We start from the raw sequence: 19,946 nt of genomic DNA, 5'->3' as shown, positions 1-19,946 counted from the left end.
GACTTGGTTAATCAATGCTGCCATAAACTCTTTAGTTGTGGCCAGGGCTCATTTCCCAATCTGATAGACTGTTGACGCGTCGCGGCATGTCGAACGTAAAGTTGTGGCCAGGGCTCATTTCCCAATCTGATAGACTAGTGCGTGCTGCCATGCGCGGTGCTCGTTGGTTGTGGCCAGGGCTCATTTCCCAATCTGATAGACTCTTACCGGCTCACCACCCTGAGCACGTTGGGTTGTGGCCAGGGCTCATTTCCCAATCTGATAGACTCTGCCAGGTGTACTGGTTGCGATTGGCGTGGTTGTGGCCAGGGCTCATTTCCCAATCTGATAGACTTCACTCTGTTGTCACAGCGGTGTGCCACAGGTTGTGGCCAGGGCTCATTTCCCAATCTGATAGACTCATTATTGCAGGTTTCAAAGAAAGCCCTTAGTTGTGGCCAGGGCTCATTTCCCAATCTGATAGACTTATGCGCCACTCATCAAGCTCAGCATTAGTGTTGTGGCCAGGGCTCATTTCCCAATCTGATAGACTGTCTCTTCTCGAAATTCGCCCGATGTCTATGTTGTGGCCAGGGCTCATTTCCCAATCTGATAGACTAGGCGGCGTGTGCGCCGTGATTCCGCTGCAGTTGTGGCCAGGGCTCATTTCCCAATCTGATAGACTCTGAATGGAAGAAAGGCACCTATGCTGCCGTTGTGGCCAGGGCTCATTTCCCAATCTGATAGACTCTTTCCTTGATTTTTCCGCAAAAAATCAAGGAAATTCAAGGAAAGAGTGTTATCAATTTCTTCCTAATACAGTCAAAACAGTGTCAGGCTTGGCGGATTTTCACGCGCAATCTTACGCTCACCATACAACGTCACAATATTTTCATACTGTTTATCAGTAATCATAATTATGTCAAGCTTGCCATCTGACGGCACAATCTGAGTCAACCAAATAGTGAGTCTATCCACTTCTGCCTTATCACGACAATACTTCATGTACACACTCAACTGGGCCATCTGAAAACCAGACTTCAAAAGCGCAGTCCGAAATTCCGTTGCAGCTTTTCTCTGCTTTCGGGTTAAAGTCGGTAAGTCAAACATAACTAGCATCCACATAATTCGATAACCACTCAGCTCAGACATTCTGCCACCAACGAGGTAAAGACATAAAATCAAAATAAAGATCTTGCATGCTCGCCACAGGAAACTCTATTTTCTTAGCGTCTCCGAGAAAACACTTTGCAAGAGAAGTTGCCGCATACTGCACAGCAACACTCACCGGAGTGATTCCCCTGATGTGCGGCACATCAGTTGAGAGTACATCCACAAGTGCCCTTTTGGTCTCAGGCGTAACCGCTGCCACGCCATCCACAGTCAACGCCCGTACCCGCAAATCAACAAGCGGCCGAAACGGCTCCATAATGTCATCCGCTAAACGCATACCGTTATAAGCATTCCGATGAAAAATACCAATACTAGGGTGCAAACCAGCTGCAACCAAAGCACGCGCTGTGCTTGCACGCAAAACCGCATACCCATAATTGAGTAGTGCATTTATCCCCGGCAAATCTCTATCTCTCCGAAAATCATTACCGAAGAAAGTTGTGAAATATAATCGTGCCGCTTGCGCCTCACAGTTTTGTGAATCCCCGGAGCGCACCTGGGTACGCAAATTAGCAACTGTCAGATTAGGGCTTCCCGCAATCTCTAAAGCCAAAGCTTGCATCGCGATTTTCTGACGTACAACATCGGCCCAAAGCTGCTTTTTGCGAGGCGCAGAAGAATTTATTTGCGCCTCAATGCGTTTCGCTTGCTCGAAATTACCGTCAAGTGCGGTTAGCACACCAACAGGAGAAAAGTCGTTACCGCTAACGACAAGTGGAATGTTTCTGCGCGCCAGTTCAGCCATTAGTGCTGCCGTAACTAAAGATCCGTGCGGGTAGCAGATAATCCCTGCAATTTCATCCAATGCAATACGTGCGAGCTTAGCGCCATTGGAATCAAATATTTCAACCGAACCGAGGTTTAATCTCAGAGTGCGGCCTGTCTCAGTTATCTCAATAATCCGCCCAAACATTGGAGTCCTCTATTCAAGCGGCCCCGGATCTAAAACAGTTCCCAGTTCGGTCACAAGAACCTTTCGCCCGCCGCTTGTGCGCAAAGAATTAGCAGTTTTGGTAACAAAGGAGAAAGGGTCTTGCTTGTCTCGGTTGCGCGCATCGGCGTTGCCCTCGTGCACTGGGCATAGAGTTATCGCTGCCCCTGACACTTTCTGCACCTTATAAACGGTGGGACTATCACCGAGCACAACACAATCATTAATCAGTAAACGCATTACAAGTGGTTTACCCGAAAAAGTAACGCGCTGCGCTTCAGCCCCCGCAAGATAACTCTTGTACTCTGCCGTGTTTGCGGTGAAGCGCGAAATAATCTCGCTCTTCCAGTTCCCCTTAGAATCCGCAAAAATTTCCATACAGTAGTTTGCATCGCCCTTCAAACCCTTATACGGCTTTCGTTGCGGATCATTCTCACTACCCCGCTCAAAAATCGGTATAACGCTGAGCACTTCTCGCTTTCGTACATAACGCCGTCCGGTTTTTTGGGCCAGAGCCGAAAGATTTCGTTTCCACTCTTCTTTATCTGCATATCCCTCGATCGCATCAGCAATCTGCGCATAGAAAGCAGAATCAACATCAATAATCGGTAAGCTACCAAATTCAGGCTTAAGAGTTCCTAAATCCGCTGCTTTCAAAGTTGTTAACGGAACCCGGTGCCGCACAACACTCGGCTTTCCTCCCTCACCCAAACGTTCGATACCGTAAGCGGTGTCATTGTGCAGCTTTCCAGCAACACCGTGGTCAGGTTTGATTGAAACCACTATGCTGTTTACTTTTTCTTGCATTTCTGCACGGAAACCCTGCCACGGATTTGGAAACTCAAGCATTACACGTTGCGACTGCTGCGTTTCAGCTCTCTGCGCGGCACGGCTTGCCTGCTGCAGAGTGCTTCGATCTGTAAGCGCAACAACAGCGGCATCAATTGCGTGGTGGCGATGATCCTCACGATTTTTCTGATTGTTAAAGCTAATTAATGAGTTTAACCCCCATTCGCGACGTAGCATCGAGGTTAGCGCACCCCTTACACTCCACACATCAACGCCATCGAGACTCTGTAGATACTGTACTGCAACACGTGAAAGATATTGCGTATCACCCAACTGCCTCTCCAAAAATCCCTGCGGTTCGACCTGCACATCGGGGGCAAACAGCCGTTGTTTATTACCAGGAAGCACCTTAATCAGGTCAAGAATTTTATCCCAGTCATATTCGTCTTGGGAGCTGCCAAACGCCTCAAACGGAGTTTTATTACCCTTATAGCGGTTTGCGCTATTATGAACAAGCACCTTATTAGCAAAACTGTTATTCAGCGTTCGCGAAAACGGTAGCACGTGGTCTACCTGATATTCGTTAGAGAACAGTTTTGCATAGCTAATTACTTTGCCGGAATATACGCACCTAATGGTTGCCGTTTTGTGGTCCTCTTTACCGGCGAGTTCACGATATAGCCGCAAGCGTGTGCGATTTTCCGCATTAACTTTTACACCAAAGGCTTCTAGCTCGTCATTAAGTTCTTGATTAGCCTTCGCATTTTTATCCTGCTCTGCTTTAATTTGGGTTTTTACATATTCCCCATTTTTCAGCTCTCGCCCTACTTCAACAACTATCTGTTCAGGCGTGCCATAGCGCTCGATAATCGCGTTCACAACTTTGCGGATCTGGTTCAAGCCGAGATGCACGGTCGGGTTTGCGATTTTACCGTATTGTCGTTCATCAGGAACCTGTGATTTTGGCCGCGGCGCCGTGTGCAGTGGCAAAACTTCACCGTAGTAAGGGAGCATGTCAAAAATTACCCCTGCGGCACCGCCCACTGTATGCGACCCATAACCAGCTATGGCAACGGCTTTATCATAGGTTAAAGGAGCATCTGCGGCTGCGTTCCACCCAGTTTTTAGAGCCGCTAGGATTTTCGTTGCTGCGGTTTTACCGATCCGCAAAAATTCCTCTTCGAGCCCATTCACAAGCAGAGTATGTGCGACAAGCTCAGAAACCCCAAATTCGCCGCTCAACTTTTGTATCGCTACCCGTTCTTTGCGTTCTCGCGCAATTAGCTCTGCCACATAATCTTTTTCTTCGGCAGTAAAATTCCACCATCTTTCACCGAACGCAGTGTCGGCAGCAAGTGCTGCGGCAGTTGTGTTTCCGAGCAATTTCGTGCGGCGCCCCAGTTGTTCAACCGTGAAAACAAAAGCGCGCGATTCTTTACCCAAAATCTCCCTGCGCATTGCCGAAAAGGACACCTCGGTTTGTATTTGCAAAATAGCAATCAGCCGGTCGCGTTCCTCTAAAGTTAGCGGGCGCGTCTCCAACGTGCGCTTATCTAAGAGTCGTAAATTATTTACCTCTTGGTAAAGGCGAAATTCCTGCGCCGTGTTAGTTGCCAAAGGTAATCGGTCTTCCTGCGGATGGTAAAAACATTTACCGGGCACGGCAGGCAACAAATCACGCTGGAAAAGCAGAACATCACGTAGGCGTTCGGCTGATTCTGCAGTGAATTTTTCAGGATTGAACTGCCGCTGATATTCCCAGATTCGATCGAACTCCTCGGCAATCATATCGCGTTCTATATAGTAAGTGTAGCTAGCTGTTTGGCCTTCTCCTACGAGCCGTGCCCTAGCGGGTTCACCGTTTTGCACACGTCGCCAAAGTTCTTGACCGATGGTGCGACCGTCAAGCATGCTACGAGTCTCTGATATAGCGCTTTTAATCTTGCCTTCTTCGTTTTCAACGTCTTTAATAGCAATCTTGCGGCCACTCTTAAACCCGCGGCGTTGTTGCAGATGGAAAAGCGCGCGGCCAACCTCGTATGCAGACAGCTCTTTGGTCACCGCTTCAGCGCGCAACCGCAGGGGGTTAAGCGATAGCAGCTCTTTACGATCTTGTTCGTTTTCCGGCAGCAACCCCGCTCTGATAAGCTCTTTCAGGAAACGGTAACGGCGTTTCTTTACACGGTCTAAACGACGGCGCATCTGACGCGCGCCTCTGCGATTTACAGCTAATGACGAGCCAGCTTTAGGTTCCCGCCCTGTGTCAAATAGCCGCACCCCTAAGCGTAGAACTTTACAAGGCTTATTATCTTCGTCAAGGAGGATCATCGCCCACCCAAGAGAATTAGTTCCTAAATCAAGGCCCAAACGGTATCGAAACTGCTGCATTGAAGCCTCCCAATCTTTCCGACAAGACATTATGCAATAATTTTCACAAAAGTTTTATTTTTATGCTAATCTATTGTCATATTAAATATGGGAAATGAGCCCTGACATTAACAAGAAGATTTCTGTTATGCAGGTAGATTCACCAAATGAGACGGGGCCTTCGGGCCCCGTTACTTTTTTCGAGCGCTAATGCGCGCGGCGATTACAGCAACTATACCCAGTAAGGCAATTATCGCTCCCGCCAGAAAAATCGCTTTGTCAGCTGGTGAATACTGTGTTATTAGACGCATCATCTCGTCATTGAAACCCAACTGCAAATCTTCAATATACATATATCGAGAAAAATTCACCAACCACACCAGGTATATTGCAAGCAAACCTGCCGTGGTGAGTGTAATTCCTGCGGTAGTTAAGACCTCAGAGGCAGTCTTGCGATTTTTGAAACTTAGCATGATACCCTCTTTTCTCAATATAAATTTGGTAGATTACTACGGCATCGCCGTGAAGTTACCACAGTAACGCTGGCGCGGTAATTCAACTGAATCTTTTGAGTGCTTTATTTTTACCATTAAACAAACAGTTGTTGTACCGAAGAATATATATATATATATAATTTTGTTAAGTTTTAGCTTTACCAGCAGAAAGAACATTTACCTCAGAGCCGCAACGATATGTAGAGAAACATAAAAAGTTACAGGAGGTACTATGCGCTACTATCTCTCAATCATAGTTAATTGCCTTTTTATCCTTTCCACCGGGGCAGCACTCATGGTTTCCCTTATCGGCTACGATGAGGCAACAGAAACCCACGCAGTTAATCCTGACACCACAGCGATTTGGCTCATAGTATCGGTCACAGGGTTAGGGCTCGCGCTGTCTTGGATGCTGGTTGAGCTATTCCGTAGGTACCGCTGCGAGTGCCCGCGCGGCACGGTGTGCGCGCCGCAGTAAAAGCAAACCAAAAGTCTAAACTCCAAACATACGGCATTAAACACGAAAGCCCCGGAAATTTCCGGGGCTTTCATATTGCGTTTTGAGTGCTAGTTACGCAGCTGCTTCTTCGGTGGCTTCTGGAGCTTCCGCTGCAGCGGTCTCCTCAGCAGCTTCAGTTGCTTCAGCCGCAGCAGTTTCTTCAGCTGCGGTCTCCTCAGCAGCAGCTTCAGTAGCTGCTGGAGCGGTTTCCTCAGCTGCTGGCTTTGCAGCACGCTGCTTCTTTACAACTGGCTCAAGCACCAGCTCAATCACTGCCATTGGCGCGTTGTCACCCTTGCGGAAGCCAGTCTTAATAACGCGGGTATAGCCACCCTCGCGCTCTGCTACCAGCGGTGCGATCTCGGTGAAGAGCTCGTGCACTACTGACTTGTCAAGGATCTGGCGCATCACGCGACGGCGCGCTGCAAGATCGCCGCGCTTTGCGAAGGTAATCAGGCGTTCTGCAACAGGCTGCAGACGCTTTGCGCGGGTTTCAGTGGTCTGGATGCGTTTGTGCTCAAAGAGCTGGGCAGCCATCTGGTTGAGCATCATGCGCTCGTGGGTTGGGCCACCGCCTAGACGTGCACCCTTAGTTGGCTTAGGCATTTTGTTCTCCGTTTATATTCGAGCTGTTGCTCGCTTAGTTGTCTTCTTCGTAGCTGTAGTAATTGGCGCCGTCGAAACCAGGCACTGCGTCTTTCAGTGAAAGACCCATCTCGGTGAGCTTGTCGCGCACCTCGAAAACTGATTTCTGGCCAAAGTTGCGGATGTTCATCAACTGTGTCTCAGACAGAGCAACGAGCTCGCTAACGGTGTTGATGCCTTCACGCTTCAGGCAGTTGTAGCTGCGCACTGACAGGTCGAGATCCTCAATCGGAATTGAAAGCTCGCCCTCAGCAGCAACCTCAACAGGTGCCTGCCCAATTTCCACGCCTTCTGCCGCGGTGTTCAGTTCCCGCGCCAGACCGAACAGCTCTACCAGGGTTGAACCAGCAGACGCGATAGCGTCGCGTGGGCTGATCGCTGGTTTGGTTTCTACATCAACGATCAGGCGATCGAAGTCGGTGCGCTCGCCCGCACGGGTAGCTTCAACCTTATAGGTAACCTTCAGCACTGGAGAGTAGATGGAGTCAACCGGAATCCGGCCAACTTCTGCATCTTCGTTACGGTTCTGGTTTGCTGAAACATAACCACGACCGCGCTCGATAGTAATATCGAGCTCGAAATCTGCGTCTTCACTCAGAGTTGCAATGACCAGATCTGGGTTGTGGATCTCCACACCCGCAGGAACTGAAATATCTGCAGCGGTAACCTCACCGGCACCTGATTTGCGCAGGTAAGCGGTTACTGGCTCGTCGTGTTCGCTAGAAACCACCAGACCTTTGATGTTGAGAATAATCTCGGTCACATCTTCGGTTACGTGTGGAATAGTAGTGAACTCGTGTGCCACACCCTCAAAGCGCACACTGGTAACAGCAGCGCCAGGAATAGATGACAGCAGGGTGCGACGCAGTGAGTTACCGAGGGTGTAGCCGAAACCTGGCTCAAGTGGTTCGATAACAAAACGCGAACGGAACTCAGAAATTGTTTCTTCTGTGAGTGTTGGTCGCTGTGCGATGAGCACGATTTGTTTCCTTTCGCTAAGAGTCCACAATTTGACTCATGCGGTTACAGGGAATGTTTAATAGGGACACAGCGCAAAGTGCGCTGTATGCTCACGTTAGACGCGACGACGCTTCGGTGGGCGGCAACCGTTGTGAGTCTGCGGAGTCACATCGGTGATTGAACCAACCTCAAGACCAGCTGCCTGCAGCGAACGAATCGCTGTTTCGCGGCCTGAGCCTGGGCCCTTTACGAAAATGTCAACCTTCTTCAGGCCATGCTCCTGGGCTTTCTTCGCAGCTGACTCAGCGGCAAGCTGAGCTGCGAACGGGGTTGACTTACGTGAACCCTTAAAGCCAACAGCACCTGAAGAAACAGAGCTGATCACAGCACCGGTGGTGTCAGTGATTGAAACGATGGTGTTGTTGAACGTTGACTTGATGTGAGCCTGACCCACAACAACGTTCTTCTTGTCTTTGCGGCGTGGTTTACGCGCCGCGGCTTTTGGTGCAGCCATTACAGATTCTCCTGAAAGCTAAAAACGATTGTGGGTTACTTCTTCTTACCAGCAACGGTCTTCTTTGGACCCTTGCGAGTACGGGCGTTGGTCTTGGTGCGCTGGCCGTGCACTGGCAGACCGCGGCGGTGACGCAGACCCTGGTAGCTTCCGATCTCAACCTTGCGGCGGATATCTGCTGCAACCTCACGACGCAGGTCACCCTCTACCTTGAAGTTGCCTTCAATGTAGTCACGCAAAGCAACGAGCTGATCGTCGTTGAGATCTTTCACGCGGATGTTACCGTCGATACCGGTTTCTTTAAGGGTTTTCAGAGCGCGGGTGCGACCCACGCCGTAGATGTAAGTAAGAGCAACTTCTACCCGCTTTTCACGCGGGATGTCGACTCCAGCGAGACGTGCCATGGTGGCTTCTCCTTGGGTTTAGTCGGAGGTGTGGAGCGTATCGGGTGCCTGAGCCCCCGTCTCAAGGTGTTCCCCGGGCTTGCCGGGTGCTTCGATACGCTTGGGTTGTTTATTTAGTTATTAAACGCGGTAGCCGCGCCGCAATTAGCCCTGACGCTGCTTGTGACGTGGGTTTTCGCAAATAACCATGACGCGGCCGTGGCGACGAATAACCTTGCACTTGTCGCAAATCTTCTTAACGCTTGGCTTTACCTTCATGATGTTCCTTAATGTTTCGCTGTCTTCGTGAATGCGGGATGCCGCAAACCGTTACTTCGTAGACTTATTTGTAGCGATAGCTGATTCGACCGCGAGTCAAATCGTAGGGTGTCAGCTCCACAACAACGCGATCTTCCGGCAGAATACGAATATAGTTCTTGCGCATTTTGCCTGAAATGGTCGCGAGCACGGTGTGCCCGTTGGTCAGCTCAACACGAAACTGGGCATTGCGGAGCGCCTCAATCACGCGGCCCTCCACCTCAATTACGCCTTCTTTTTTGGCCATATCCTCACTATCGATTCAAGTAAGTTCTACTCATGCGAATGCAAAGCACCATTCCTGCTTTTAGCAAGCATAAAATAGGCGCAAAGCACCAAAAAACAATCATATAACTAAAAGTGCGCTTTGTCTAGTTGAGTTTTCAACTTTTCAAAGCGCACCTTCATGGGGGGTGGATCACCCCGCCCTAGTTACGCGATTGGCTGCGGCACAATACCGTACGGCGCCAGCCCCGCGGCACCGCCATCCGGGGCGGTCAGCACCCAGATACCGTCTTTATGCACCGCAACAGTGTGCTCCCACTGGCAGCTGTCTTTACCATCAGCCATGTAGACCGTCCAGCCGTCTTGCTGATCCACCTTTGTGGCGTTGCGCCCGGCGGCAATAATCGGCTCAATTGCGACAACCAGACCCGGCTTCACCTGGGCGCTGCGCCCTGCCACCGCATAGTTGAAAACCTGCGGTAGTTCATGCATAGAACGGCCAATACCGTGCCCAATATAGTCCTGCACGATGGAGTATGTGGTGTTGCTCTTAATATAGTCCTCGACCGCAACACCGACCTCGTTAATTTCTTTGGCGTTTGCCAGCGCGGCAATGCCAGCCCACATTGCCTGCTCCGTGTGGTGACTAAGCGCTTCACGCTCAGCCACGAGCTCCGGGTTATTGTCGTCAGGAATCACCACGGTTACCGCAGAATCGCCGTTCCAGCCTTTGAGGATAGCACCGCAGTCAATCGAAATAATGTCGCCCGGCTGCAGCACATAGTCGGTTGGAATCGCGTGCACAACAGCATCATTAACGCTGGTGCAGGTGGTGTGACGGTAGCCCGGTTCGAGCATAAAGTTTGGCTCCGCACCCAGTTCCCGGATTTTCGCCTCGGCTGCGCGATCCACCTCAAGCAAAGTTGCGCCAGCAACAGCAGCAGCCTTAGCAGCCTGCAACGCTTCATAGGTGATGCGGTTGGGCTCCACCATCAGCCGCAGTTGCGCCGGCGACTTATAGATTGATTTGCGGATCGAACGCATACTCTCCCCTAGCGACCGATTTTCGCTTGCAACGCAGTGGCGATACGCTCCGCAACCTCAGCAACGGTGCCCATACCATCAACAGTTACCAGCAAATCACGTGCAGCAAACAGCTCCACCAGTGGCGCGGTCTGCGCAGCGTAAACGTTTTGGCGGTGACGAATAGTCTCTTCGGTGTCATCCGCGCGTCCCTGCTCAGCAGCACGCTTGAGCAAGCGCGCAATAACAGCCTCGGTATCGGCCTCCAGCAGCACCACCGCATCAAGCTGCTGCCCCTGCGCCGTCAGGTAGCTATCGAGGTCTGCAACCTGCTCCACGGTGCGTGGGTAGCCATCGAGCAAGAATCCCGCAGCAGCATCTTCCTGGTTCAGGCGGTCAGCTACGATGGCACTGGTGACCTCATCGGGCACCAGTTCGCCGCGCTCAATAATTGCCTGTACTTGCTTGCCGAGCTCGGTCTGTTCTTTAATGTTGGCGCGAAAAATGTCGCCGGTGGAAATTGCTGGCACGGCGTAGCGCTCCGCCAGCATAGTTGCCTGGGTGCCTTTACCTGCGCCCGGGGCTCCAATAATCAGTAGACGTGCGGTCATTATTTTTTCAGTAGTCCTTCATAGTGACGCTGCTGCAGCTGCGCATCAATCTGCTTCACGGTTTCCAAACCTACACCAACGATAATCAGAATCGAGGCTCCGCCGAACGGGAAGTTCTGGTTAGCGTTAAACAGCGCTAGGGCGATTAGTGGCAGCAACGCAATAATACCCAAGTATAGGGAGCCCGCGGCAGTGATGCGGTTAATAACGTAACGCAGGAAATCTGCGGTCTCACGTCCCGCACGGAAGCCTGGGATGAATCCGCCATAGCGTTTCATATTATCGGCAACCTCGTCTGGGTTAAACGTGATGCCAACGTAGAAGAACGCAAAGGCGATAACCAGCAGGAAGAACACTGCCATGTACACCGGACGATCACCTGAAACCAGGTTGTTCTGGATCCACACCACCCAATCAGGCGCGGTCTCGCCCGGGGCTGGAGTGTTGAACTGGGTAATCAGCATCGGAATAAACAGGATTGATGACGCAAAGATTACCGGAATCACCCCGGCCATGTTTACCTTGATCGGAATGTAGGTGCTGGTGCCACCGTAGGTGCGGCGGCCAACCACGCGCTTAGCGTACTGCACTGGCACACGGCGCTGCGACTGCTCCACGAACACCACTGCGAGCATTACGAGCAGACCGATGAGGGTTACGAAAAGGAAGGTCTCCCACCCCTGGGTCTGCTGGATCGCCCACAGTGAGCCTGGGAAGCCGGCCGCGATAGAAGTGAAAATCAGCAAGGACATGCCGTTCCCGATGCCGCGCTCGGTGATGAGCTCCCCGAACCACATCACAAGGCAGGTGCCGGCGGTCATGGTCACAATCTGCAGCAGCATCGCCCACCAGCTTGGGTTCACAATGTTTTCACAAGCCACGTTGCCGATTGCACCGAACAGTAGGCCGCTGCGGGCGGTTACAATCAGGGTGGTTGCTTGCAGCACTGCGAGGCCCAGGGTGAGGTAGCGAGTGTACTGGGTCAGCTTAGACTGGCCAGCTTGCCCCTCTTTGTGCAGCGTCTCAAAGTGTGGAATTACCACGCGCAGCAGCTGAGTGATAATCGATGCGGTGATGTATGGCATGATACCCAGCGCAAAGATGGACAGCTGCAACAGCGCACCACCGGAGAACATGTTGATCATCTGGTAAAGCCCAGATGCGTTTTGCACAGACGCGAGACACGCTTGCACGTTGTTGAAGTTTACAAATGGTGCTGGCACAAACGAGCCCAGACGGAACACTGCCATGATTGCAAGCGTAAACAGGATTTTACGTCGCAGGTCTTGCGTGCGGAAGATCCGACCAATCGCGCTGAACAAATTGTCCTCCGAAACTTTTGGGGTGTGCAAAATGCACAGATTTAACTAATCCAGCCTACACGGTAACGCAAATCAATTACAACCCGGCACCACCAAAATGTCGCCCGTGATGCACGCGTGCTGGGCTTTTCACACAGCAAAATGCCCGGAAGACTTGTGCCTCCGGGCATTTTGGCGTTTAAACGCAATCAGCTAACAGCTGACAGGGTGGGGTTAATTACTTAACCTCGCCGCCAGCAGCAGCAATCTTCTCAGCAGCTGAGGTTGATACCTTGTCAACAGCAACGGTCAGTTTCACTGACAAATCGCCGTTGCCAAGGACCTTCACAGGCTGGTTCTTGCGAACCGCGCCCTTAGCTACCAGATCCGCTACAGTTACTTCGCCACCCTGTGGGTACAGCTCAGCAAGCTTGCTCACGTTAACAACCTGGTACTCAGTGCGGAATGGGTTCTTAAAGCCACGCAGCTTCGGGGTCCGCATGTGCAGCGGCATCTGACCACCCTCGAAACCAGCTTTTACCTGGTAACGTGCCTTGGTACCCTTGGTACCGCGACCAGCGGTCTTACCCTTAGAAGCTTCACCACGACCAACACGGGTTTTTGCTTTTTTAGCACCCGGTGCTGGACGCAGGTGGTGAGCCTTTAGAATCTGTGAACGCTCTTCGGTTTTCTCGCTCACGCGTCCACCTCCTCAACCTTTACTAGGTGGCGCACCGCTAGCACGTAGCCACGGTTTTGCGCATTGTCTTCACGCACAACCGACTGACCGATCTTGCGCAAGCCGAGGCTGCGCAGGGTGTCACGCTGGTTCTGCTTCTCACTAATTTTTGATTTTACTTGCGTAATTTTCAGCGCTTTAGCCATCGTTACGCACCTGCCTTCTTAGCAGCCGCAGCAGCAGCTGCAGCTTCAGCCTCGGCACGCACGATTCGAGCAGGAGCTACCTGATCGAAGTCGAGGCCACGACGAGCAGCAACTGAGCGTGGCTCTTCGAGCTGCTTCAGCGCGGCAACAGTAGCGTGCACAATGTTCAAGGTGTTTGATGAACCAAGTGACTTGCTCAGCACATCGTGGATACCAGCGCACTCAAGCACGGCACGCACTGGACCACCGGCGATAACACCAGTACCAGCAGCAGCTGGACGCAGCAATACTACGCCGGCTGCCTTCTCGCCCTGCACTGGGTGTGGAATGGTTTTTGCAACGCGCGGCACACGGAAGAAGTTTTTCTTCGCCTCTTCAACGCCCTTAGAAATAGCCAGAGGAACCTCTTTAGCCTTTCCGTAGCCAACGCCGACAGTGCCGTTGCCGTCACCAACCACCACTAGCGCGGTGAAGCTGAAGCGGCGACCACCCTTAACAACCTTTGATACGCGGTTGATGGTAACTACGCGCTCCAGGAACTGGCTTTCTGCACGATCGCGACTCTGACGCTCACCACGCTGCGCGCGGCCGCCACGACCGCGACCCTCGCGTGACTCGGTGCGGGTCTCCTGCTGTGCAGTGTTCTCAGTTGACTGTACCTCTGCAGACACTTGCTGCTCCTTTGTTTCTTCGCTCACAGGCTCAGCCCTGCCTCTCGAGCGCCCTCAGCAACGGCAGCAACACGACCTGCGTACTTGCTACCACCGCGGTCGAAAACAACCGCTTCAACGCCGGCGCTCTTTGCACGAGCTGCGATGAGCTCGCCAACTTTACGAGCCTTTGCAGACTTGTCACCTTCGAAAGAGCTAAAATCCGCTTCCATAGTTGACGCTGATGCCAAGGTGTGACCCTTGGTGTCGTCAATAATCTGCACGAATACGTGACGGTTGGTGCGGGTAACTGAGAGACGTGGACGCTCTACACTACCTACAATCTTCTTCCGCAGACGGGTGTGGCGGCGGACACGTGCCGCTGAGCGACCCGCTGCGCGCTTAACTGATGCAGCCATGGGTTACTTACCAGCCTTTCCTGCCTTGCGGCGAACAACCTCGCCAGCGTAACGAATACCCTTGCCCTTGTATGGCTCTGGTTTCTTCAGCTTACGGATATTTGCAGCAACCTCGCCAACGGCCTGCTTGTCGATGCCGCTAACGTGGATCTTTGTTGCGCCTTCAACGGTGATGGTAACACCCTCAGGAGCAGCAAAGAATACTGGGTGTGAGAAGCCAAGCGCCAGCTCAATATCGCTGCCCTTCTGCTGCACACGGTAACCAGTGCCAACAATTTCCAGAGATTTTGAATAACCTTCGGTTACACCGATGATGTTATTTGCGATGAGCGTGCGAGTCAAACCGTGCAGCGCACGTGAATCTCGCTCATCGTTTGGACGGGTCACAAGAATCTGACCGTCTTCCAGAGCTACGCGAATTGGCTCTGCAACGGTGAGTGACAACTCGCCCTTAGGACCTTTAACCGCTACCTGCTGGCCGTCAATATTAACAGTGACGCTGCCCGGTACGGCAATAGGAAGCTTTCCAATACGTGACATTCGGAATTACCACACATAGGCCAGCACTTCGCCGCCTACGCCCTTCTGCTCAGCCTCACGGTCGGTCAACAGACCTGAGGAAGTGGACAGGATAGCGATACCGAGGCCGCCAAGCACCTTTGGCAGCTCTGTCGAACGTGCATAAACCCGAAGACCTGGCTTTGATACACGCTTGATGCCCTCAATTGAGCTTTCACGGTTTGGACCGTACTTCAGGGTCATGGTGATGGTAGTTCCAACGCGTGCGTCTTCAACTTTCCAATCAGCAATGTAACCCTCACGCTTCAGAATCGCAGCAATGCCCTCTTTAAGTTTTGAGCCTGGCAGCGAAACTGACTCGTGATGCGCCGCATTGGCGTTACGCAGTCTGGTCAGCATATCTGCGACCGGATCTGTCATAGTCATATTTGTTTCTCTTTCTCGCCTGGTTTCGCCTAGCCTTACAGGACCGGCGACCTTGGTGGTTGTGTTTGAACTGGATCGTCCAAGATAACATACTACCTTAAACGCGCTGACGCTGGCACCGGCTTTAGTCTCCTAAAGCCGGCCCCAGCTCAAACAGTTATGTTATTAAATTACGCGTCAGCTTTGAATGGGAAGCCGAACGCCTTCAGGAGTTCGCGACCCTCTTCATCTGTTTTCGCGGTAGTTACAACAGTGATGTCGAAACCACGCACGCGATCAATCTTATCCTGATCGATTTCATGGAACACGCTCTGTTCGGTGAGACCGAAAGTGTAGTTACCATTGCCATCGAACTGGTTGCCATTAAGCCCGCGGAAGTCGCGGATACGTGGCAATGCCAGGTTGATAAGACGATCCAAGAATTCCCATGCACGGTCACCACGTAGAGTCACGTGTGCGCCAATTGCCTGCCCTTCACGCAACTTGAACTGCGCGATTGACTTGCGTGCACGGTTAACTTTTGGCTTCTGACCGGTGATCAGAGTCAAATCGTTGACAGCGCCTTCGATTACTTTACCATCGCGAGCAGCGTCACCAACACCGGTGTTTACAACTACCTTCACCAAACCAGGAACCTGATGTGGGTTAGCGTAGCCGAACTTTTCGGTCAGTGCTGGGGCGATCTCTTCGCGGTACTTCTGCTTCAGGCGCGGCTGGATTTTGCCAGCTGGCGCAGCAGTATCAGTGCTCATTCGGGATGTCCTTTCCAGACTTCTTAGCGTAGCGTACACGGACGGTTTTTTCTACTCCGCCCTTCTTCACTACCTCTTCGCGGAAACCAACACGGGTTGGCTTCTTAGTTTCTGGATCAACTACGGCAACGTTTGAGATGTGAATTGGAGCCTCTACGTGCTCAATACCACCCTCTTTGCTGCCGCGCTCTGACTGACCTACACGATTGTGCTTAGTTACCAGGTTTACACCCTCAACAATGACACGATCAGTTTCGGTCAAAACCTCGAGCACACGACCCTGCTTACCGCGGTCGCCGCCGCGCTCCTGAGTTGCGCCGGTGATAACCTCTACCAGGTCACCCTTGCGGATTTTGTTAGCCATGGACTAAATCACCTCCGGTGCCAGCGAAACGATCTTCATGAACTTCTTGTCACGAAGCTCACGACCTACCGGGCCGAAGATACGGGTGCCACGTGGCTCCCCGTCGTTCTTCAAAATCACGGCAGCGTTCTCGTCGAAGCTGATGTATGAACCGTCTGCGCGGCGAGTAGCCTTCTTGGCACGCACCACAACAGCTTTTACAACCTCACCCTTCTTGACGTTGCCACCTGGGATTGCGTCTTTAACAGTCGCAACGATGGTATCGCCAAGTCCTGCGTAGCGGCGGCTTGATCCCCCGAGCACGCGGATGGTGAGCAACTCTTTGGCGCCGGTGTTATCGGCAACCTTCAGTCGGGATTCCTGCTGAATCACTTGTTACTCCTTAACAGTAAGCCTGGAAAGACTTACTTAGCCTTCTCGAGGATTTCAACCAGACGCCAGTTTTTGGTGGCGCTGAGTGGACGAGTTTCGTGAATGAGCACGTAGTCGCCAATGCCTGCTACGTTCTCTGCGTCATGTGCCTTCACCTTTTTGGTGGTGCGCATAACCTTACCGTAGAGCGGGTGCTTCTTCCGGTCCTCTACCTCAACCACAATGGTCTTGTCCATTTTGTCGCTGACCACATAACCGCGAAGTGACTTCCGGTACGGGCGCTGTTCCTGTACGGTTTCAGCCATGTTTAGGCCTCCTTCGTCTCAGCGGCGGCGTCCGCCTGCTTCTTCTTGGTTTTCTTTGGTGCAGCAGCTGGAGCTACACGGATACCGAGCTGACGCTCGTTCAGCACGGTGTAAATACGTGCGATATCGCGCTTTACCTGACGCACGCGCCCGTTGTTAGCGAGCTGTCCAGTCGCCGACTGGAAGCGCAGGTTGAATAGCTCAGCCTTAGCTTTCTTGAGTTCCTCTACCAGACGCTCGTCAGCAAATGTGTCAAGCTCCTTGATACCGAGGTCTTTGCTCCCGATAGCCATTACGCGTCGCCCTCCTCACGTTTGATAATGCGAGCTTTCAGAGGCAGCTTGTGGATTGCGCGAGTCAGCGCCTCACGTGCAAGCTGCTCGTCAACGCCTGCAACCTCAAACAGCACACGGCCTGGCTTTACGTTAGCTACCCACCACTCAGGTGAACCCTTACCAGAACCCATACGGGTTTCAGCAGGCTTCTTGGTCAGCGGCTGGTCTGGGTAGATGTTGATCCACACCTTACCACCACGCTTGATGTGACGGGTCATTGCGATACGCGCAGACTCAATCTGGCGGTTGGTCACGTAGGCAGGGGTCAGTGCCTGGATACCCAGCTCACCGAAGTGTACCTTAGTGCCGCCCTTGGCAGCGCCCGAACGCTTCGGGTGGTGCTGCTTACGATACTTTACTCGACGGGGAATCAGCATGCTTAGTTCTCCGCTCCTGCTGCGGCAGGCGCAGCGTTCTTCGCAGACTCACGACGTGGGCCGCGACGGCGCTCACCACGCTCACCGCGAGCTGGCTTCTTAGCAGCCTCTTCGCGTGCGAGCTCCTTGTTGGTGATGTCACCCTTGTAGATCCATACCTTCACACCGATGATACCGAAGGTAGTTTTTGCTTCATAGAAGCCGTAATCAATGTTCGCACGCAGGGTGTGCAGTGGCACGCGACCCTCACGGTAGAACTCTGAACGGCTCATTTCAGCGCCGCCAAGACGGCCTGAAACCTGGATACGAATACCCTTTGCACCAGCGCGCTGTGCGCCCTGCAGACCCTTACGCATCGCGCGGCGGAATGCCACACGTGCGGTCAGCTGTTCCGCAATGCCCTGAGCTACCAGCTGCGCATCAGCCTCTGGATTCTTAACCTCGAGGATGTTCAGCTGGATCTGCTTGCCGGTGAGCTTCTCAAGCTGTGCACGAACACGCTCAGCCTCAGCACCACGGCGACCAATTACGATGCCTGGGCGAGCTGAGTGGATATCCACACGAACACGATCGCGGGTGCGCTCGATGTTGATACGGCTCACGCCTGCACGATCCAGGGTCTTGGTCAGGAACTTGCGGATCTTTGCGTCTTCCGCAAGATAATCAGCGTAGCGCTGACCCGGCTTAGTTGAGTCTGCGAACCAGCGTGACACGTGGTCAGTGGTTACACCCAGACGGAAGCCGTAAGGATGGATTTTCTGGCCCATTTATTTGGCTCCCTTCTTAGCAGCGATAGCCTCTGGGGTAGCAAGTACCACAGTGATATGGCTAGTGCGCTTGTTGATGCGGAATGCACGGCCCTGCGCACGTGGACGGAAACGCTTCAGCGTTGCGCCCTCGTCTACGAAAGCCTGAGCTACAACCAGCTCATCCTCGTTCAGACGCAGGTTTTCGTTGTCTGCTTTAACTCGCGCATTAGCAATAGCTGATGCAACAAGCTTGTAAACAGGCTCAGCTGCAGCCTGCGGTGCGAACTTGAGAATAGCAAGCGCTTCCTGTGCGTTCTTGCCACGAACAAGGTTCACGACGCGACGGGCCTTCTGAGGCGTAATGCGGATATGACGCACGCGTGCGATCGACTCCACCATAGTTATTCCTCCTTCACGTCCCCGCGTTAGCGGCGACGACCCTTCTTATCGTCTTTTACGTGACCGCGGAAGGTACGAGTTGGTGCGAACTCACCAAGCTTGTGACCAACCATGGTTTCGGTAACAAACACTGGAATGTGCTTGCGACCGTCATGCACAGCGATTGTGTGACCGAGCATTGCTGGAACAATCATTGAACGACGTGACCAGGTCTTAATTACGTTGTTTGAACCCGCTTCGTTCTGAGCAATCACCTTATCGAGCAGGTGATTGTCAACGAAAGGGCCTTTCTTTAGACTACGAGGCATCTTTTGTTCTCCTACCTACCGATTAACGCTTCTTGCCAGTTGGACGGCGGCGCACAATGAACTTGTCGCTTTCTTTGTTAGGACGACGAGTGCGGCCTTCCTTCTGACCCCATGGGCTAACAGGGTGACGACCACCTGAGGTACGGCCTTCACCACCACCGTGTGGGTGGTCAACTGGGTTCATTACTACACCACGCACGGTTGGGCGAACGCCCTTCCAGCGCATGCGGCCAGCTTTACCCCAGTTAATGTTTGACTGCTCAGCGTTGCCGACTTCACCAACGGTTGCGCGGCAGCGTACATCAACGTTACGGATTTCACCTGAAGGCAAACGCAGCTGTGCATATGGGCCGTCTTTTGCAACCAAACGAACTGATGAGCCAGCTGAACGTGCGAGTTTCGCACCGCCACCTGGACGCAGCTCGATAGCGTGAACAACGGTACCGGTTGGGATGTTGCGCAGCGGCAGGTTGTTACCTGGCTTGATGTCTGCGTTTGGACCAGCCTCTACGATATCGCCCTGCTTCAGTTTGTTTGGAGCGATGATGTAACGCTTGGTGCCATCAACGTAGTGCAGCAGCGCAATGCGTGCGGTACGGTTTGGGTCGTACTCGATGTGAGCTACCTTAGCGTTAACACCGTCTTTGTCGTGACGACGGAAGTCAATCACACGGTACTGACGCTTGTGGCCACCGCCAATGTGGCGAGTGGTGATACGTCCCTGGTTGTTACGGCCACCGGTCTTAGGCAGCGGACGCAGCAGAGACTTTTCAGGAGTTGAGCGAGTGATCTCAGCGAAATCGGCAACGCTCGAACCGCGACGACCCGGGGTCGTGGGCTTGTACTTACGAATAGCCATAATGTGTTTCCTCTT

29 protein-coding genes and 1 CRISPR repeat array (1 of these 30 cut by a window edge) are annotated in these 19,946 nt (G+C 52.6%); all 29 genes read right to left on the bottom strand.

Going from position 1 to position 19,946, the window contains the following annotated elements:
* A CRISPR array of direct repeats spans positions 1-729; the repeat unit is 36 nt; unit sequence GTTGTGGCCAGGGCTCATTTCCCAATCTGATAGACT; it reaches 362 nt to the left of the window's first position.
* Positions 730-801: 72 nt separating this feature from the next.
* The 29 genes from cas2 to rplB all read right to left on the bottom strand — a co-directional run bounded on the left by cas2 (position 802) and on the right by rplB (position 19,931).
* Positions 802-1,098 carry a CRISPR-associated endonuclease Cas2 gene (cas2, locus tag F5897_RS02485; RefSeq protein ID WP_281375774.1) on the bottom strand — a complete coding sequence of 99 codons (297 nt, stop codon included), beginning with the start codon at positions 1,096-1,098 and terminating at the stop codon, positions 802-804.
* Positions 1,099-1,123: 25 nt separating this feature from the next.
* A complete protein-coding gene (cas1, locus tag F5897_RS02480; protein ID WP_183304343.1) occupies positions 1,124-2,065 on the bottom strand; it encodes a type II CRISPR-associated endonuclease Cas1 in 942 nt (313 codons plus the stop codon).
* Positions 2,066-2,074: 9 nt separating this feature from the next.
* The gene (gene cas9, locus F5897_RS02475) at positions 2,075-5,290 is read right to left on the bottom strand and encodes a type II CRISPR RNA-guided endonuclease Cas9 (RefSeq protein ID WP_183304342.1); all 3,216 of its coding nucleotides are present in this window, start codon (positions 5,288-5,290) and stop codon (positions 2,075-2,077) included.
* A gap of 140 nt (positions 5,291-5,430) precedes the next feature.
* On the bottom strand, positions 5,431-5,712 hold the full coding sequence (locus tag F5897_RS02470) for a hypothetical protein (protein ID WP_183304341.1): 282 nt from the start codon (positions 5,710-5,712) through the stop codon (positions 5,431-5,433).
* A gap of 592 nt (positions 5,713-6,304) precedes the next feature.
* Positions 6,305-6,838: a 50S ribosomal protein L17 gene (gene rplQ, locus F5897_RS02465; RefSeq protein ID WP_124824520.1), complete on the bottom strand. Its 534-nt coding sequence runs from the start codon at positions 6,836-6,838 to the stop codon at positions 6,305-6,307.
* Between the two features lie 34 nt (positions 6,839-6,872).
* Positions 6,873-7,856 (bottom strand): DNA-directed RNA polymerase subunit alpha, encoded by a 984-nt coding sequence (locus tag F5897_RS02460; protein WP_183304340.1) that lies wholly within the window; start codon positions 7,854-7,856, stop codon positions 6,873-6,875.
* A gap of 96 nt (positions 7,857-7,952) precedes the next feature.
* Positions 7,953-8,351 (bottom strand): 30S ribosomal protein S11, encoded by a 399-nt coding sequence (rpsK, locus tag F5897_RS02455; RefSeq protein WP_124824522.1) that lies wholly within the window; start codon positions 8,349-8,351, stop codon positions 7,953-7,955.
* Between the two features lie 35 nt (positions 8,352-8,386).
* The gene (gene rpsM / locus F5897_RS02450) at positions 8,387-8,755 is read right to left on the bottom strand and encodes a 30S ribosomal protein S13 (RefSeq protein WP_124824523.1); all 369 of its coding nucleotides are present in this window, start codon (positions 8,753-8,755) and stop codon (positions 8,387-8,389) included.
* 144 nt (positions 8,756-8,899) lie between these two features.
* The gene (gene rpmJ, locus F5897_RS02445; RefSeq protein ID WP_009199219.1) at positions 8,900-9,013 is read right to left on the bottom strand and encodes a 50S ribosomal protein L36; all 114 of its coding nucleotides are present in this window, start codon (positions 9,011-9,013) and stop codon (positions 8,900-8,902) included.
* Between the two features lie 64 nt (positions 9,014-9,077).
* Complete coding sequence (infA, locus tag F5897_RS02440; protein WP_124824524.1) at positions 9,078-9,299, bottom strand: translation initiation factor IF-1; 222 nt, start codon at positions 9,297-9,299, stop codon at positions 9,078-9,080.
* 185 nt (positions 9,300-9,484) lie between these two features.
* The gene (gene map, locus F5897_RS02435) at positions 9,485-10,321 is read right to left on the bottom strand and encodes a type I methionyl aminopeptidase (protein ID WP_124824525.1); all 837 of its coding nucleotides are present in this window, start codon (positions 10,319-10,321) and stop codon (positions 9,485-9,487) included.
* Between the two features lie 8 nt (positions 10,322-10,329).
* On the bottom strand, positions 10,330-10,911 hold the full coding sequence (locus F5897_RS02430; protein WP_124824526.1) for an adenylate kinase: 582 nt from the start codon (positions 10,909-10,911) through the stop codon (positions 10,330-10,332).
* Positions 10,911-12,233 (bottom strand): preprotein translocase subunit SecY, encoded by a 1,323-nt coding sequence (gene secY, locus F5897_RS02425; protein WP_124824527.1) that lies wholly within the window; start codon positions 12,231-12,233, stop codon positions 10,911-10,913. The genes F5897_RS02430 and secY overlap by 1 nt, the downstream gene beginning before the upstream one ends.
* 217 nt (positions 12,234-12,450) lie before the next feature.
* A complete protein-coding gene (rplO, locus tag F5897_RS02420) occupies positions 12,451-12,912 on the bottom strand; it encodes a 50S ribosomal protein L15 (RefSeq protein ID WP_124824528.1) in 462 nt (153 codons plus the stop codon).
* The gene (gene rpmD / locus F5897_RS02415; protein WP_124824529.1) at positions 12,909-13,097 is read right to left on the bottom strand and encodes a 50S ribosomal protein L30; all 189 of its coding nucleotides are present in this window, start codon (positions 13,095-13,097) and stop codon (positions 12,909-12,911) included. Before rpmD ends, rplO begins: the two co-directional genes overlap by 4 nt.
* 2 nt (positions 13,098-13,099) lie before the next feature.
* Positions 13,100-13,768, bottom strand: a complete 669-nt coding sequence (gene rpsE / locus F5897_RS02410; protein ID WP_233574331.1) for a 30S ribosomal protein S5 — start codon at positions 13,766-13,768, stop codon at positions 13,100-13,102.
* A 23-nt stretch (positions 13,769-13,791) separates the two neighbouring features.
* Complete coding sequence (gene rplR / locus F5897_RS02405) at positions 13,792-14,166, bottom strand: 50S ribosomal protein L18 (RefSeq protein WP_124824531.1); 375 nt, start codon at positions 14,164-14,166, stop codon at positions 13,792-13,794.
* 3 nt (positions 14,167-14,169) lie between these two features.
* Positions 14,170-14,706 (bottom strand): 50S ribosomal protein L6, encoded by a 537-nt coding sequence (rplF, locus tag F5897_RS02400; protein WP_124824532.1) that lies wholly within the window; start codon positions 14,704-14,706, stop codon positions 14,170-14,172.
* 6 nt (positions 14,707-14,712) lie between these two features.
* Positions 14,713-15,111, bottom strand: coding sequence for a 30S ribosomal protein S8 (gene rpsH / locus F5897_RS02395; RefSeq protein ID WP_124824533.1), 399 nt, complete (start codon positions 15,109-15,111; stop codon positions 14,713-14,715).
* A 170-nt stretch (positions 15,112-15,281) separates the two neighbouring features.
* A complete protein-coding gene (rplE, locus tag F5897_RS02390) occupies positions 15,282-15,863 on the bottom strand; it encodes a 50S ribosomal protein L5 (RefSeq protein WP_124824534.1) in 582 nt (193 codons plus the stop codon).
* Complete coding sequence (gene rplX, locus F5897_RS02385) at positions 15,853-16,227, bottom strand: 50S ribosomal protein L24 (RefSeq protein WP_124824535.1); 375 nt, start codon at positions 16,225-16,227, stop codon at positions 15,853-15,855. Before rplX ends, rplE begins: the two co-directional genes overlap by 11 nt.
* A gap of 3 nt (positions 16,228-16,230) precedes the next feature.
* Complete coding sequence (rplN, locus tag F5897_RS02380) at positions 16,231-16,599, bottom strand: 50S ribosomal protein L14 (protein WP_124824536.1); 369 nt, start codon at positions 16,597-16,599, stop codon at positions 16,231-16,233.
* A gap of 32 nt (positions 16,600-16,631) precedes the next feature.
* Positions 16,632-16,904: a 30S ribosomal protein S17 gene (gene rpsQ / locus F5897_RS02375; RefSeq protein ID WP_124824537.1), complete on the bottom strand. Its 273-nt coding sequence runs from the start codon at positions 16,902-16,904 to the stop codon at positions 16,632-16,634.
* Between the two features lie 2 nt (positions 16,905-16,906).
* A complete protein-coding gene (gene rpmC / locus F5897_RS02370) occupies positions 16,907-17,197 on the bottom strand; it encodes a 50S ribosomal protein L29 (RefSeq protein WP_183304339.1) in 291 nt (96 codons plus the stop codon).
* Positions 17,197-17,616 (bottom strand): 50S ribosomal protein L16, encoded by a 420-nt coding sequence (gene rplP / locus F5897_RS02365; protein WP_124824539.1) that lies wholly within the window; start codon positions 17,614-17,616, stop codon positions 17,197-17,199. Before rplP ends, rpmC begins: the two co-directional genes overlap by 1 nt.
* A 2-nt stretch (positions 17,617-17,618) precedes the next feature.
* Positions 17,619-18,383 carry a 30S ribosomal protein S3 gene (rpsC, locus tag F5897_RS02360; protein ID WP_124824540.1) on the bottom strand — a complete coding sequence of 255 codons (765 nt, stop codon included), beginning with the start codon at positions 18,381-18,383 and terminating at the stop codon, positions 17,619-17,621.
* Positions 18,384-18,764 (bottom strand): 50S ribosomal protein L22, encoded by a 381-nt coding sequence (rplV, locus tag F5897_RS02355; protein ID WP_124824541.1) that lies wholly within the window; start codon positions 18,762-18,764, stop codon positions 18,384-18,386. It lies immediately after the preceding gene.
* Positions 18,765-18,790: 26 nt separating this feature from the next.
* On the bottom strand, positions 18,791-19,072 hold the full coding sequence (gene rpsS, locus F5897_RS02350; protein WP_124824542.1) for a 30S ribosomal protein S19: 282 nt from the start codon (positions 19,070-19,072) through the stop codon (positions 18,791-18,793).
* Between the two features lie 22 nt (positions 19,073-19,094).
* On the bottom strand, positions 19,095-19,931 hold the full coding sequence (gene rplB, locus F5897_RS02345; RefSeq protein ID WP_183304338.1) for a 50S ribosomal protein L2: 837 nt from the start codon (positions 19,929-19,931) through the stop codon (positions 19,095-19,097).
* Positions 19,932-19,946: the final 15 nt, after the last annotated feature.

This window comes from Canibacter oris, assembly GCF_014197205.1.
In the GTDB taxonomy this organism is placed as follows: Bacteria; Actinomycetota; Actinomycetes; order Actinomycetales; family Microbacteriaceae; genus Canibacter; species Canibacter oris.
The sequence above is the reverse complement of the archived record's forward strand: the minus strand, read 5'-3'. Positions and strand labels throughout refer to the sequence as shown.